Raw genomic sequence first — 12,960 nt, 5'->3', positions numbered from 1 at the left:
GGAGCGTTGCTGTCTTTAGAAAGGATGGACGGATAAAGACCGTTAAGACAGTTGCTCCCACATTTTTGACCGCGCTCACTCGATCAAGGCAACACGGTCCAGATGGCAAACCCGGCATACCACAGCACCGCCGCACGCAGCAGCAGTTCCCACAGGCGATCCAAACTGTTGATGCCGTCAGCCCCCACCACCGGCGGTGGAATTTCAGCCGCCACCAGGCCGACTTTTTCTACCAACTGCGCGGCGCTGATATCCCAGCTCAGCAGTTCATGGAGCATCACCCGGCTGACTGCAACAAAGTTACCCACCAGGGCAAAACTCGCCGCCAGCAAGCGCACCGGCAACCAATCAAACGCGTGGCGCAATTGCCCGGCACGTTCGGCGACCAGAGGGTTCTGGCTGTGCTCACTGGCCAACGCCAGCAGGCGATAGGCCAGGACCGCGACCGGGCCCAACAGGAAATACCAGAAAATCACCGCGAAAAAGCTTTGGTAAGCCTGCCATAGCAGATGGCCTTGAACGCGCTCCAGCAGTTGCTCGCCATTGTCGGCCGCTACTTTCAGGTCCCGCTCGGCCACGTGTTCGGCGGCTTGCAAGTCACCGCGCCGCCACGCATCGCGAAACGGCCCGAGCCCAGCCAGTAGATCGCCACGCCCCAGGCTATAGATCACCACCAGTAAGTGCACCGGCAATGCCAACAAGCCATAAGCCACGGGTTCCAGCACCAATAGCAACAGGGCCAGCAAGGCCACCGGCAACAACACCAGCAGTACCAGAATCAGCCAAGGCCGCTTGCCCATGCGCGGGCTCGACTCCAGTTTGGCCAGCTCACGCAGCCATCCACCGTCGCACTGTAACCGCCGACGCAAGGCCGAGAACTTCTCGATCCAGACCGCCAGCACCAACACCAGGAAACTCATCGTGCGTGTCCTCCATCCTGCAGGGCGCTGCGAAAGCGCGCCCAATCAAAAGCCGGGCCCGGGTCAGTCTTGCGCCCTGGCGCAATATCACTGTGACCACGAATACGCTGACGGGTAATGCCTGGGTAGGCTGCCAGCAGTTGACGTGTCAGGTCGATCAGCGACGCGTATTGGGCATCGGTAAACGGTAGCTCATCCGTACCCTCCAGCTCGATACCCAGGGAAAAGTCATTGCAGACTTCACGCCCCTCAAAGCTCGAGACCCCTGCATGCCAGGCCCGGTCCAGACACGATACAAATTGCGTCACGGTGCCGTCGCGCTCAATCAGAAAATGCGCAGACACCCGTAGGTCGGCAATGCTTTCAAAGTAAGGATGCTCTGTGACATCCAGGCGGTTCTGGAAAAACGCCTGCACCTTGCCGGTGGCGAACTGCGCCGGAGGCAGGCTGATGTTATGCACCACCAACAGTGAGATCTCGCCTGCGGGGCGCTCGTTGAAGTTGGGTGAAGGGCAATGGCGAATACCCTGGCACCAACCGCTGGTGGGGTCCAACTGCATACTGGTTCCTTGAATGAGACGAGGTATTACCAGTATGCCGCGTTCAGCCCTGCGGTTGCGATGACTTGCCGCGATTGAGTTGACGCAGGTTACCCATCACTGACGTCAGCGCGCGGTCAAACAGCAGCCCCTCGTCCAAACTGCGTATCGCCCCCTGCTTGAAGGCCAAGGCCAATTGGACGGCACTCTTCTCCAGGACCTTGAGCCCCGTGCGGCTGACAAAAATATAGGCGTTGGCCGGTGCCATGATCGCCTTCAGCTTGCAGCGCAGACGGTGGGTTTCATCTTGCTGGAACTCAAACCAGCCTCCGATCCGCAATTGTTGAGCCTTGAGCAAGTGCGGGTCATCACTGGGCAGGCTTGCGATTGGCTCAGGCAACCCGCTACTGAGTGAGAATGGCTCACGCACCTCGATCAGCGTGTCCTGCCTCCCACTCTCGAATGACTGCACATGCATGGCTTGCAATCGGACAAAGAACTCACGGGTGCTGAAGGGATCGAACGCCACGCAGGTCAAGCCGTTGCGCAAGGCCTTGAGCAGCCCGGGCAATTGCTCCAGCAGGTGCCGACCGGCATCGGTGTCTTTCTGCAGGCTCACGCTCCAGATCAACTCGTCCATGGTGCGCACCGCCGCCTGGCATTGCACCGATTGCTCGCCATGCTTGAGGCTGGCCGACAACAGCACCTGGCTCCAGGCCTGCTGGAGAAACTGCACCACCGCCTGCGGTAACACCCGGCCTACCAAACGTCGATTGAGCAGCTCGGCCACGCGCTGACGGGCGGCCTCAGTACGCACACGGCCCTCTTCGACCTCATAGGTGTGCTGCTCCAGCAATTCACTGCGCCGCTGCTCATCCGCAGTAAAGGTCGTGAACTGCGCCAATAACCGGGGGAAAATCGCTAGGTCTTCAACGAACTCATTCAGCAAACATTGCACCACCTGCTCGGTTCGCAGGTACAGGCTGTCGCGCGGAGAGTCATCGCGCGGGCTCCAACCCATGGCGGCGGCGGCGATTTCATTGAGTAAGCGCCGCGCCGGATGGCTGCTGCGACTGAAAAAACTCTTGTCCAGTATCGCCACTTTCAATATCGGAATCTGCAAACGCGCGATCAAGGCCTTGAAAACATCAGGCACGGTGCTGTCATTGAGGATGAACTCGAATAACAGGGCGACCAGGTTGATCACATCCTCATCGGCGTCTTCCACCACACGAGACTTGCCACTTTTGACGCTGACACGGGTGAGCAACTGTTCAAGCTGGTTACGCAGGTCGAAGTCGTCTTCGGCCTCGGGTTCCGGCACGTATTGCTGCAAATGAGAGAGCAGGCGCAACAGGTCACGGGTGGCAATGGGCTGGGGTTCGGCACTGGCTTCCAGGGTAGGCGCCACGCTGCCACGCACGGCCGCCAGCAATTTCTGCAAGGCAGCGAAGGCTTCCTGGCCGTTTTCATCCACTGGCGGGTCGACGGTCGGCAAGCTGCCTTCACGCTGCTGTTCAAGCGCCGCACGCCCACCGGGGCGACGTGATGGCACTGCCTTGAGCTCAGGCAAAACCCCGGTAGCGACGAGTATCTGGTTGGCTTCAGCGAACAGTTGGTCGGCGTCACTGAGCACGTATTTTTCAAACAGCTTGAGAATGATCAATTTGACGCGGATCTCTACCCCCAAGCTGCGCCCCGCCCGCAAAAAGAACTCACAAAGCAGTGCCGGGCCCAACGGGTTATCGCGCTCATCCAGAGGGTTGCCAAGCAATGTACTCAGGCGTGCGGTCAGTTGCGCCAGTGCCAGGCCATCACGATGCCGCACTCGACCGAGCATGGCCGCCAACGCGACCGCTTTTTCCAGTTCATCACTGGACGTGCCGGTCGCCGTGTCATAGGACACCACCGGCAGCCAGTGCGACTCGCCCCGCCCAACATGGCCCAGATTGGCGAACGCAGCGAACAACTGCGCCATGAACACGCGCTCGAAATTCTTGCGCTTGAGGCGCAAGTCGCGCATGGCTTCAAAGAAGATGTGATGGTCAGCGTTACTACGGGCCTTGTCGGCCATTTCGAACAGGGTGTCGTCGGCGTTATCGAACAGTTCCTGCAAACCTTGTTGCAACTGCTGAGCGGCCTTGTCGCGAACCTGCAGCAACACCACCGGCAGGCGCGCAAGCGGCGATGGCGTGGCGTGTGCCTTGTTGATGGGCACCACCTTTCCGTCATTGTGCATCCTGGCCTCCTGAAACGGCGGTGTTGGTTGGGGAAAGATCGGGGCAGGCCCAATTGGACGCTGTAAAAAACCCGTTATCACCAGGACGTCAAAGCTATGACGCCAATTGCAAGGCGCAAGATTATCTTGCAAATGAGGGTAGTTGCGCCAGCAAACTCTGCCTTTGCCCTGTAAATGAATAGGAGTGTGGGTTCAAACGCGCACTGCCCCTATAATCGAGGCACTTTGTTTGTGGAGCCTGTTATGCCGAATCTCCGTCTTGCCGACCTCACCGCCGAAATTGAAGCCAACGTGCGCCGTGCACTGCTGGAAGACATCGGCAGCGGCGACATCACTGCACAATTGATCCCGGCCGAACGGCTGGCCAAGGCCACAATCATTACTCGCGATGCGGCCGTTATCGCCGGCACGGCTTGGGTGGACGCGGTATTCCGCCAGCTCGACCCTCGGGTCGCGGTGCATTGGCAGGTGGCCGACGGTGAACGTGTCAGCCCCAATCAAGTGCTGTTCCACTTGGAAGGCCCGGCCCGCTCATTGCTCAGCGGTGAGCGCTGCGCACTGAATTTCCTGCAGATGCTGTCAGGGGTGGCCACACGTGCGCAGTATCTGGCGGACTTTGTCGCCACCACCCAGGTCAAGCTGCTGGACACCCGCAAAACCCTGCCCGGCCTGCGATTGGCGCAAAAGTACGCGGTGACTTGCGGTGGCTGCCATAACCATCGCATCGGTCTGTATGACGCGTTCCTGATCAAGGAAAACCATATCGCTGCGTGTGGCGGTATTGCCCAGGCAATTACGGCCGCCCACAAGATCGCCCCGGGCAAGCCGGTGGAAATCGAAGTGGAAAGCCTGGATGAACTGCGCGAAGCACTGGCGGCGGGTGCCGATATCATCATGCTCGACGAATTGAGCCTGGATGACATGCGCGAGGCCGTGCGCCTGAACGCAGGCAAGGCCAAGCTGGAAGCCAGCGGCGGGATCAATGAAACTACCCTGCTGCCCATCGCTGAAACCGGGGTGGACTACATCTCCATCGGTGCGATGACCAAGGATGTTAAAGCCGTGGACTTGTCGATGCGGCTCAGTATCTGAGGCCCTCTGTAGGAGCGAGCACGCACTGGGCGGACCACTCGCTCCTACACAGAAAGCGACTTAGATTGCGAGATTATTCATCCCACAATACTCATTCCAGTCGACGCCCAGTACCTCGGCAGCCTCCTTGTGCAAGGCCAGGCGCGCCGCCTCGAATTCTTCGGGGGTGGAGGTGTACTTGAGGCTCAGTTCCCATGGCTGCAGGCCCTGGGCCTCGGCCTCATCCTCAAATGCCCATTGGATCTGGTCCCTTTGATCATCGGCACTCAGGTCCTTGATCTCATCCAGCAGTTCCGGCGACTCCGCCACGTATTTCTTGAGGGCGGCTTCGTGACGCGCTTCCTGGGTCATCTCTTGTGTGGTCATGTTGTTCTCTTAGATCAAGGAATGGGGATGCATCTGGGTCATCAAGGTTGCGCAGATACAAAAGAGTGGGCATGAATGCCGGCTCGTCTGGCCTTCAGAACCATTCTGGGATCATCTGAAAACAGTGTTGCCTTTGAAAACAGTGTTGCCTTTGTGCCCGAGACAGGAATCGAACCTGCGACCTTCGCGTTACGAGTGCGCTGCTCTACCGGCTGAGCTACACGGGCGGTGGGCTAAAGCTAGCACCGCATTGGGCATGCAGCAACTAACTCGCCTGCCGCCCAGCAACCGTTATGCTCCGTCGGCGCCGCAGCCCTTGGCAACGTATTGAGCGTCAGCCGTGGTTGCACACTTCCAGCCGGTGGTGGCACTGCGCGTCAACGTGATGGTCTTGCCCAGCACGGGAGCGGGCGCATCGAGAATTTCACAACGGATGGAACCGGTGCCGGTGGCCACATCGCCTGCCACCTCGATCGTGCAGTTGGCGGTTGGGCTGCTGCCACCGATCAAGGCCAGTGTCGGCACGGTGCCCTGGTTAAGGGTGTCTTCGAAACCGGCCTTCAACGCGGAGACTTCAGCCAACCCCGCCGTAAACTTGGCCTTGGCCTGGTGCTTGGTATACATGGGCAAACCGATCGTGGCCAAAATGCCGATGATTGCCACGACGATCAACAACTCGATCAAGGTGAAGCCTTTCTGACGCATCACATTCACTCTCCAGAATAGAAACCATATCAAGGCGCGTCCTGCGCCCCGCATTTTGCAGCGGCGCCAGTGTACTCATCCGCGAGCGGCCAAACGCGCACAAGACGCACATTCTGACATTTTATCCTTCACTGCCGACCTGCCGGAATCCATCACCTGACTAAGCTGTAAATCTACGACTACCGGTGTGCGGACACATGACATGAATGAAGCTGCAACGATCTACGCCTGGGAAGGCATCAACCGCAAAGGGCGCAGGGTCTCAGGGCAAACCGCTGGCCATAACCTTGCGCTGATCAAGGCGCAACTGCGCCAGCAAGGAATCTGCCCCGGCCGCGTGCGTAAAAAAACCTTGCACCTGCCAAGCTTTGCGCCGCCAATAAAACCGGCAGATATTGCCCTGTTCACCCGCCAGCTGGCGACATTGCTGAAGGCCGGCATACCGCTGCTGCAAGCCTTCGACATCATCAGCGAAGGCTTCGAACACCGACAGATGCGCGAGCTGATAAAGGGCTTGAAACAGGAGATCGCCGCCGGGAACAACCTGGCGGCAGCACTGCGCAAACAACCGCGCTACTTCGATGAACTGTATTGCAACCTGATCGCTGCGGGTGAACAGGCCGGTGCCCTGGAAACCTTGCTGGAGCGGGTGGCGGTACACCTGGAAAAAAGCCAGCAGCTCAAGGCGCGAATCAAAAAGGCCATGACCTACCCCTGCGCAGTCATCGTGGTCGCCTGCGTGGTCAGTGCAATCCTGCTCATCCACGTGGTACCGCAGTTTCAGAGCCTTTTTAGCGGGGTCGACGGCGAGCTGCCAGGCTTTACCTTGAAGGTCATTGCCCTGTCCGAATTCCTGCAACACGCCTGGTGGATGGTCGCGCTGGGCCTGGGCGCTACCATTGCCGGGCTGCGCCAGGCTTATCGGGCTTCCCCCGGTTTTCGTCACGGCCTCGATAGCGGTTTGTTGAAGGTGCCCCTGGCAGGCACACTGCTAAGAAAATCCGCCGTTGCCCGCTACGCCCGTACACTTTCAACGACTTTTGCAGCGGGCGTGCCGTTGGTGCAGGCCCTGGACTCCGTGGCGGGTGCGACAGGCAATGGCTTGTTCAAAAAGGCGATCGAACAGATGCGTCAAGACGTATCCACAGGCATGCAGTTGAATCACTCCATGGCGCAAAGCGGCCTGTTCCCCGGCATGGCGATCCAGATGACAGCGATCGGTGAAGAATCGGGCACCCTGGACCGCATGCTGGAAAAAGTTGCCCAACATTTTGAGGCCGACGTGGAGAATCTGGTCGACAACCTCACCAGCCTGATGGAGCCGCTCATCATGGTGATATTGGGGGGCATTGTCGGTGCATTGGTGATCGCCATGTACCTGCCGGTCTTCCAGCTGGGGTCGGCATTTTGAGCCTGCTGCCCAGCGAACAGCCATGGGTCTTTATCGGGATGGCGCTCGCTCTGGGCCTGATCGTCGGCAGCTTCATCAACGTGCTGGTGTGGCGTCTGCCAAAGATGCTCGAGCGCGAATGGCGTGCCCAAGCCCAGGAAGTGCTGGGCTTGCCTGCCGATCGCGCGAACCCCACTTACAACCTGATACACCCCAACTCCTGCTGCCCGCATTGCGACCAGCCGATTCGTCCCTGGGAAAATATCCCGCTGCTCAGCTACCTGATACTCAGGGGCCGTTGCGCCCATTGTCGTGAACCTATCAGTAGCCGCTACCCCATCACCGAACTGGCCTGCGCGCTGGGCTCAGCTATGGTTGCCTGGCATTTTGGTTTCGGCTGGCAAGCTGGCGCGGTGATGGTGTTGAGCTGGGGGTTGCTGGCCATGAGCCTGATCGACGTGGATCATCAACTGTTGCCGGACGTTCTGGTGTTGCCGCTGCTATGGCTCGGGCTGATCCTCAATAGCTTCGACGTGTTGACGACGCTGCCCAATGCGCTGTGGGGCGCAGTCATAGGCTATATGAGCCTGTGGACGGTGTTCTGGCTGTTCAAGCTGATCACCGGCAAGGACGGCATGGGCTATGGCGACTTCAAGTTATTGGCCCTGCTCGGTGCCTGGGGTGGTTGGCAGATTCTGCCGATGACGCTACTGATCTCATCGCTGCTAGGCGTGCTCGCCGGCTTGATCCTGATGCGCTTGCGCAGGTCCCAGGCTTCGATACCGATGCCGTTTGGCCCGTGCCTGGCAATTGCCGGCTGGATTGCATTGCTCTGGGGTGGTCAAATAACCGACTTCTATTTGCAGTCTGTCGGTTTCAGATGACCACTTCTGTCGCAACACCCTGGATTCTTGGCCTTACTGGCGGTATCGGCAGCGGCAAAAGCGCAGCCGCCCAGCACTTTATCGACCTGGGCATTGATTCGGTCGACGCCGACCATGCCGCCCGCTGGGTGGTCGAGCCCGGCCGGCCGGCACTGGCGCGGATCGCCGAGCATTTCGGTGCCGGCGTGCTTCTGCCCGACGGCCAACTCGACCGCGCCGCGTTGCGTAAGCTGATCTTTGAATCACCTGAGGAGCGCCGCTGGCTGGAAGCCTTGCTGCACCCGTTGATTGGCGAGGAGATTCGCAGCCATCTGGCGCGCGCGCGTTCGCCTTACGCGATTCTGGTGTCGCCGCTGCTGATCGAGTCCGGCCAGTACAGCATGACCCAGCGCATCCTGGTGATAGACGTGCCGCAATCACTGCAGATTCAGCGTACCCTGCAGCGCGACGGCATCAGCGAACATCAGGTGCAGGCGATCCTCAAGGCCCAGTCCAGCCGCGAAGACCGCCTGAACCATGCCGATGACGTGCTGGTCAATGACCAGGACCTCGCCTGGCTGCACAGCGAGGTCGAGCGACTGCACCACTTTTACCTTACTTTGCGTGGAGGCCGATCATGAGCCAACCCCTGACCGTCGAATGCCCAACCTGCGGTGCCCCCGTAGAATGGACAGCGACCAACCCCAACCGGCCGTTCTGCTCGGACCGTTGCAAACTTATCGACCTCGGTGCCTGGGCGTCGGAAGAACACAAGATTCCGGTCAGCCCGGATGCAGAGGACGAACTGTTCTCCGAAGATCTGCCGCTGCGCCATTAAGGCCGCATAAAGGCATATTCCTGCTGGTCGTCGAGATTCTCTGCAAGGTATTGCAGCTCGTCGGCCAAGTCTTCAAAACTGCGTACGCCCTTGCTCTGCTGCACCACCGCGCTGAGCATGGCGCGTAGGGTCAAGCCGGGGTCAAAACCGACTTCCTGTGCTGCGTCCTGGCTTCTGCGCAATTCCTGCCGTGCCCACTCGTACACACTCATAATCGTTGCTCCCGGAAATTTTGCAAAGAATGAGCCTGTGCGCCTGCATGGGATTTGATCTGGGTCAACGCCGCGAATCGTCGTCCTTCCACGGTGCCGAGAGGTAGCGCGTGCGATTGAATGTCTCCAGCCACTCAGGGCAAAACACCACCAGGGCACTAATGACCATACCGTTGATAAACGCTTCGGGGAAAATGATCAGCCACAGGTAACCGACGAAGTCTTCCAGCCATTCCGGCATTGCAAAACGGCCGTCGAACCACAGCAGACCCAATGCGGCCAACAGGCAGAGCAGTGCCGACAGCGCGGCGGCAAAAAAGCCGGAGCAGAAGATATAGACGAAGGGGTTGCGTGGCTGCGCACGCTCTACCAGCCATGCACAGCCTTCCGTGACCAGCACCGGCAACACGATCAACAGCAGGCCGTTAATACCCACGGCGGCCAAGTCCTGGCGCCCCAGCAATACCAACCCCAACTGAGCCGCTAACCCACCGACGATTGCCAAAGGCCAGTCGAGTAGCAGGGTCACAGCGGTCATGCCGATAAAGTGGTAGGAAACACCCGTATCGAAATCCCGGCGCACCAGCCACAACATGAACAACGCGAACACCGTACCAAACAGCAGATGCTGGCGCCTGCGGTCTGCAAACAGCTCAACCCACGGCGATCGCAAAATCGCCCACATCACCAGCGGCGCGTACAAAAGCCAGCCGATGCCAAGGGTTTCCGGCGCCAGTACGGCGGCGCTGATCACGGCTTCACCTGCTCCAGTGCCTCATGCAGTTCGGCGGCCTGGGCCAAAACGGGCAACAGACTTAGCAACAACACCGCAAAAAACTTCACAGCACACTCTCCCTGCTCGGCATAACGGTCGAGTAGCCAGTCTACACCGCTGTTTTAAAGCAAGACTTCCTGTGGTCATCATTTGAACGCTAAGCTGCAAATATGGATGACTCAGATTATCTGCGCCTGCTCACCGTAGCGGCCGAACAAGCCAACGCGTTCCTGTCCAATGCCCGCAAATGGGAGCGTGAGCGTTGGGTCTGCCAGCGCCTGCTGCAAGGCTTGAATGTGCCCTACCGCGCCGAGGAATTTCACCCCGCGGGGCAAGAGCCGCCTGACGTGTTGTTTCGCGACGCCAGCTTCGAGGTGTTTTTCGTGCTGGATGAGGGCCGCCGCCTGAACGACGAATGGCGCGATGAGTTGCTGCGCCGACGCAGTGCGTTTTCCCTGAGCCAACTGGTGCGTCGCGAGGCCAAGCCGCGCCGAATCCCCGCCCATGAGTTCTTGCTGCGCCTGGCGCCGACGCTGCGCAAAAAAGCCCATAACTATAAGGAACGCGGGATGGACCTGGGCGAGCTGGATCTCATTGCCTTCACCAGCCTCAAACGTGAAGTGCTGGACCTCAACAGCCATTTCCCGCCGCCCACCGAATACCTGCGCCAGGGTTGGCGCTCGCTGTCACTGGTAGGCCCCACCTTTGCCCGCGTGCTGTTCGCCCACCCGGACGCACCGGACTTCTTGCGCAACAACCTGGGGCGCAGCATAGTATTCGACGTAGGCATCAGCCTGTGACGCGGGCACAGGCTACGCTTGTGGCGAGACCGCCAATCCCCTGACTGTAACGTGGCGCCCTTTTGCAACGTCTACCTGACGAGGCCTTTATGACCAGCCGCCTGAACCCCGATGACCAACAGCATGTCGAAGAGTACCTGCAACTCTCCCAAAACCGAGTCGAGCGCAAGCCTTTCCGGCCTTGGCTGCTCCTTGGTGTGGTGCTGGTGGCGGTGATCGGCCTTGGTCTGCTGAGCCGCCTTTTGAGTTACCTGACGCTATGAGCTGCCTGGCGCTCGCGAGGGTAACTGCTCCGATTTCTTTTAGCCTTGCGAGATATCCCCATGACCCATCGTATTATTATCGTCGGCGGCGGCGCCGGCGGCCTGGAGTTGGCTACCCGACTGGGTAAGACTCTGGGCAAGCGCGGCACCGCCAGCGTCACGCTGGTGGACACTAACCTGACCCATATCTGGAAGCCCCTGCTGCACGAGGTGGCTGCCGGTTCGCTGAACTCTTCGGAAGACGAACTCAATTATGTCGCCCAGGCCAAATGGAACCACTTCGAGTTCCAACTGGGGCGCATGAGCGGCCTTGACCGTGAACAGAAGAAAATCCAGCTGGCCGCCACCCTTGATGAAGAAGGCCGTGAGTTGGTGCCCGCGCGCGTACTGGGCTATGACAGCCTGGTGATCGCGGTCGGTAGCACCACCAACGATTTCGGCACCGAGGGCGCAGCGCAGCACTGCCTGTTCCTCGACACCCGCAAACAGGCCGAGCGGTTCCACCAGCAGTTGCTCAACCACTATCTGCGCGCCCACGCCGGCCAGACCGATGTGGAAGAGAAAATCAGCGTTGCTATCGTTGGCGCCGGAGCAACGGGCGTGGAACTCGCCGCTGAACTGCACAATGCCGCTCACGAACTGGCGGCCTATGGCCTGGACCGGATCAAACCGGAAAACATGCACATCACCCTCATCGAAGCCGGCCCGCGGGTATTGCCTGCGCTGCCCGAGCGGATTGGCGGCCCTGTGCATAAAACCCTGGAGAAACTCGGGGTGACGGTATTGACCAACTCGGCGGTCAGCGAAGTGACGGCCGATGCCTTGATCACCAGCAGCGGCCAGGTCATTCCTGCCAGCTTGAAGGTGTGGGCTGCCGGCATTCGCGCCCCGGCCTTCCTCAAGGACATTGATGGGCTGGAAACCAATCGCATCAACCAATTGCAGGTGTTGCCGACACTGCAGACCACCCGCGACGAAAACATCTTCGCCTTCGGGGACTGCGCTGCCTGCCCACAAACGGGCACCGACCGTAATGTGCCACCACGCGCTCAGGCGGCTCACCAGCAGGCGTCATTGCTGGCCAAATCGCTGAAATTGCGAATCGACGGCAAGGACCTGCCGTCCTACAAGTACACCGACTACGGCTCGCTGATCTCGCTGTCGAGATTCTCGGCTGTGGGTAACTTGATGGGCAACCTGACCGGCAGTGTGATGCTCGAGGGTTGGCTGGCGCGGATGTTCTATGTGTCGCTGTACCGCATGCACCAAGTCGCGCTGTACGGTTTTTTCCGCACGGCGATGCTGATGCTGGGCAGCAAGATTGGGCGCGGGACTGAGCCTAGGCTCAAATTGCACTAATAACACGCAGCAGTGTGGGAGCGGGCTTGCCCGCGATGGCAGTAGATCAGCACAAGATATACAAGCTGATAAGACGCCATCGCAGGCAAGCCCGCTCCCACATTTTTTTGCGTGCTGCCTTAGCTTTTCAGCAGACAAAAAAAATCCCCGTATCTTTCGATAAGAGGATTTTTAATATGGTCGGGGTAAGGGGATTCGAACTCCTGACATCCTGCTCCCAAAGCAGGCGCGCTACCGGACTGCGCTATACCCCGGAAAAAAAAGGCGACCTTTCAGTCGCCTTCTTCGATCAGCGCTTTTGGCCTCTGATCTTAAGATTCGATTCCAGCGTTAACTGGTCTCAAAAATGGTGGGTCGTGTGGGATTCGAACCTACGACCAATTGGTTAAAAGCCAACTGCTCTACCAACTGAGCTAACGACCCAAAAATGGTCGGGGTAAGGGGATTCGAACTCCTGACATCCTGCTCCCAAAGCAGGCGCGCTACCGGACTGCGCTATACCCCGGTTTTGAAATTGGCTCCGTGACCAGGACTCGAACCTGGGACCCAATGATTAACAGTCATTTGCTCTACCGACTGAGCTATCACGGAACTACATA

The 12,960-nt window shown here is 59.1% G+C and carries 15 protein-coding genes and 5 tRNA genes; 8 read left to right on the top strand and 12 right to left on the bottom strand.

Annotated elements, in window-relative coordinates; genetic code table 11:
• Positions 1 to 83 precede the first annotated feature (83 nt).
• From ampE to ACDZ94_RS12260, 3 genes are read right to left on the bottom strand one after another with little or no spacing between them, the layout of a single operon-like run.
• Positions 84 to 920 (bottom strand): regulatory signaling modulator protein AmpE, encoded by an 837-nt coding sequence (gene ampE / locus ACDZ94_RS12270; RefSeq protein ID WP_432750214.1) that lies wholly within the window; start codon positions 918 to 920, stop codon positions 84 to 86.
• On the bottom strand, positions 917 to 1,480 hold the full coding sequence (ampD, locus tag ACDZ94_RS12265) for a 1,6-anhydro-N-acetylmuramyl-L-alanine amidase AmpD (RefSeq protein ID WP_064450659.1): 564 nt from the start codon (positions 1,478 to 1,480) through the stop codon (positions 917 to 919). Before ampD ends, ampE begins: the two co-directional genes overlap by 4 nt.
• Before the next feature lie 43 nt (positions 1,481 to 1,523).
• Complete coding sequence (locus ACDZ94_RS12260; RefSeq protein ID WP_432750213.1) at positions 1,524 to 3,698, bottom strand: DUF1631 domain-containing protein; 2,175 nt, start codon at positions 3,696 to 3,698, stop codon at positions 1,524 to 1,526.
• A 243-nt stretch (positions 3,699 to 3,941) separates the two neighbouring features.
• Between ACDZ94_RS12260 and nadC the strand changes: the two genes are divergently transcribed.
• Positions 3,942 to 4,790, top strand: a complete 849-nt coding sequence (nadC, locus tag ACDZ94_RS12255; RefSeq protein ID WP_064450657.1) for a carboxylating nicotinate-nucleotide diphosphorylase — start codon at positions 3,942 to 3,944, stop codon at positions 4,788 to 4,790.
• Between the two features lie 60 nt (positions 4,791 to 4,850).
• Here the strand turns inward: nadC and ACDZ94_RS12250 are convergent, their stop codons facing one another.
• The 3 genes from ACDZ94_RS12250 to ACDZ94_RS12240 all read right to left on the bottom strand — a co-directional run bounded on the left by ACDZ94_RS12250 (position 4,851) and on the right by ACDZ94_RS12240 (position 5,861).
• Positions 4,851 to 5,156 (bottom strand): DUF6388 family protein, encoded by a 306-nt coding sequence (locus ACDZ94_RS12250; protein WP_221293915.1) that lies wholly within the window; start codon positions 5,154 to 5,156, stop codon positions 4,851 to 4,853.
• 154 nt (positions 5,157 to 5,310) lie between these two features.
• Positions 5,311 to 5,383, bottom strand: a tRNA-Thr gene (locus ACDZ94_RS12245).
• 64 nt (positions 5,384 to 5,447) lie between these two features.
• On the bottom strand, positions 5,448 to 5,861 hold the full coding sequence (locus ACDZ94_RS12240) for a pilin (protein ID WP_221296037.1): 414 nt from the start codon (positions 5,859 to 5,861) through the stop codon (positions 5,448 to 5,450).
• Between the two features lie 202 nt (positions 5,862 to 6,063).
• Between ACDZ94_RS12240 and ACDZ94_RS12235 the strand changes: the two genes are divergently transcribed.
• Genes ACDZ94_RS12235 through yacG form a run of 4 tightly spaced genes read left to right on the top strand, consistent with a single transcriptional unit; the run spans position 6,064 to position 8,952 of the window.
• Positions 6,064 to 7,272 (top strand): type II secretion system F family protein, encoded by a 1,209-nt coding sequence (locus ACDZ94_RS12235; RefSeq protein WP_432750212.1) that lies wholly within the window; start codon positions 6,064 to 6,066, stop codon positions 7,270 to 7,272.
• The gene (locus ACDZ94_RS12230) at positions 7,269 to 8,135 is read left to right on the top strand and encodes a prepilin peptidase (RefSeq protein WP_432750211.1); all 867 of its coding nucleotides are present in this window, start codon (positions 7,269 to 7,271) and stop codon (positions 8,133 to 8,135) included. Before ACDZ94_RS12235 ends, ACDZ94_RS12230 begins: the two co-directional genes overlap by 4 nt.
• A complete protein-coding gene (coaE, locus tag ACDZ94_RS12225; protein ID WP_064450652.1) occupies positions 8,132 to 8,755 on the top strand; it encodes a dephospho-CoA kinase in 624 nt (207 codons plus the stop codon). Before ACDZ94_RS12230 ends, coaE begins: the two co-directional genes overlap by 4 nt.
• The gene (gene yacG, locus ACDZ94_RS12220; RefSeq protein WP_064450651.1) at positions 8,752 to 8,952 is read left to right on the top strand and encodes a DNA gyrase inhibitor YacG; all 201 of its coding nucleotides are present in this window, start codon (positions 8,752 to 8,754) and stop codon (positions 8,950 to 8,952) included. The genes coaE and yacG overlap by 4 nt, the downstream gene beginning before the upstream one ends.
• Here the strand turns inward: yacG and ACDZ94_RS12215 are convergent.
• Positions 8,949 to 9,164 (bottom strand): hypothetical protein, encoded by a 216-nt coding sequence (locus ACDZ94_RS12215; protein WP_064450650.1) that lies wholly within the window; start codon positions 9,162 to 9,164, stop codon positions 8,949 to 8,951. The genes yacG and ACDZ94_RS12215 overlap by 4 nt on opposite strands.
• A 64-nt stretch (positions 9,165 to 9,228) precedes the next feature.
• A complete protein-coding gene (locus ACDZ94_RS12210; RefSeq protein WP_064450649.1) occupies positions 9,229 to 9,918 on the bottom strand; it encodes an energy-coupling factor ABC transporter permease in 690 nt (229 codons plus the stop codon).
• A 191-nt stretch (positions 9,919 to 10,109) separates the two neighbouring features.
• Between ACDZ94_RS12210 and ACDZ94_RS12205 the strand changes: the two genes are divergently transcribed.
• The 3 genes from ACDZ94_RS12205 (at position 10,110) to ACDZ94_RS12195 (ending at position 12,361) form a co-directional block, all read left to right on the top strand.
• On the top strand, positions 10,110 to 10,739 hold the full coding sequence (locus ACDZ94_RS12205; protein ID WP_053254334.1) for a DUF1780 domain-containing protein: 630 nt from the start codon (positions 10,110 to 10,112) through the stop codon (positions 10,737 to 10,739).
• Positions 10,740 to 10,828: 89 nt separating this feature from the next.
• Entirely contained in the window at positions 10,829 to 11,002 is a 174-nt protein-coding gene (locus tag ACDZ94_RS12200; protein ID WP_064450648.1) for a DUF3094 family protein, read from the top strand.
• A gap of 60 nt (positions 11,003 to 11,062) precedes the next feature.
• On the top strand, positions 11,063 to 12,361 hold the full coding sequence (locus ACDZ94_RS12195) for an NAD(P)/FAD-dependent oxidoreductase (protein ID WP_064450647.1): 1,299 nt from the start codon (positions 11,063 to 11,065) through the stop codon (positions 12,359 to 12,361).
• A gap of 177 nt (positions 12,362 to 12,538) precedes the next feature.
• On the opposite strand, the gene ACDZ94_RS12190 is transcribed toward ACDZ94_RS12195, so the two are convergent.
• The 4 genes from ACDZ94_RS12190 to ACDZ94_RS12175 form a co-directional block, all read right to left on the bottom strand.
• Positions 12,539 to 12,615, bottom strand: a tRNA-Pro gene (locus ACDZ94_RS12190).
• Between the two features lie 93 nt (positions 12,616 to 12,708).
• Positions 12,709 to 12,784 (bottom strand) — tRNA-Lys (locus ACDZ94_RS12185).
• A gap of 5 nt (positions 12,785 to 12,789) precedes the next feature.
• A tRNA-Pro gene (locus tag ACDZ94_RS12180) sits at positions 12,790 to 12,866 on the bottom strand.
• A gap of 10 nt (positions 12,867 to 12,876) precedes the next feature.
• Positions 12,877 to 12,952 (bottom strand) — tRNA-Asn (locus ACDZ94_RS12175).
• Positions 12,953 to 12,960: the final 8 nt, after the last annotated feature.

The organism is Pseudomonas sp. UBT, from assembly GCF_050915955.1.
Taxonomy (GTDB): Bacteria; Pseudomonadota; Gammaproteobacteria; order Pseudomonadales; family Pseudomonadaceae; genus Aquipseudomonas; species Aquipseudomonas antarctica_A.
The sequence above is the reverse complement of the archived record's forward strand: the minus strand, read 5'-3'. Positions and strand labels throughout refer to the sequence as shown.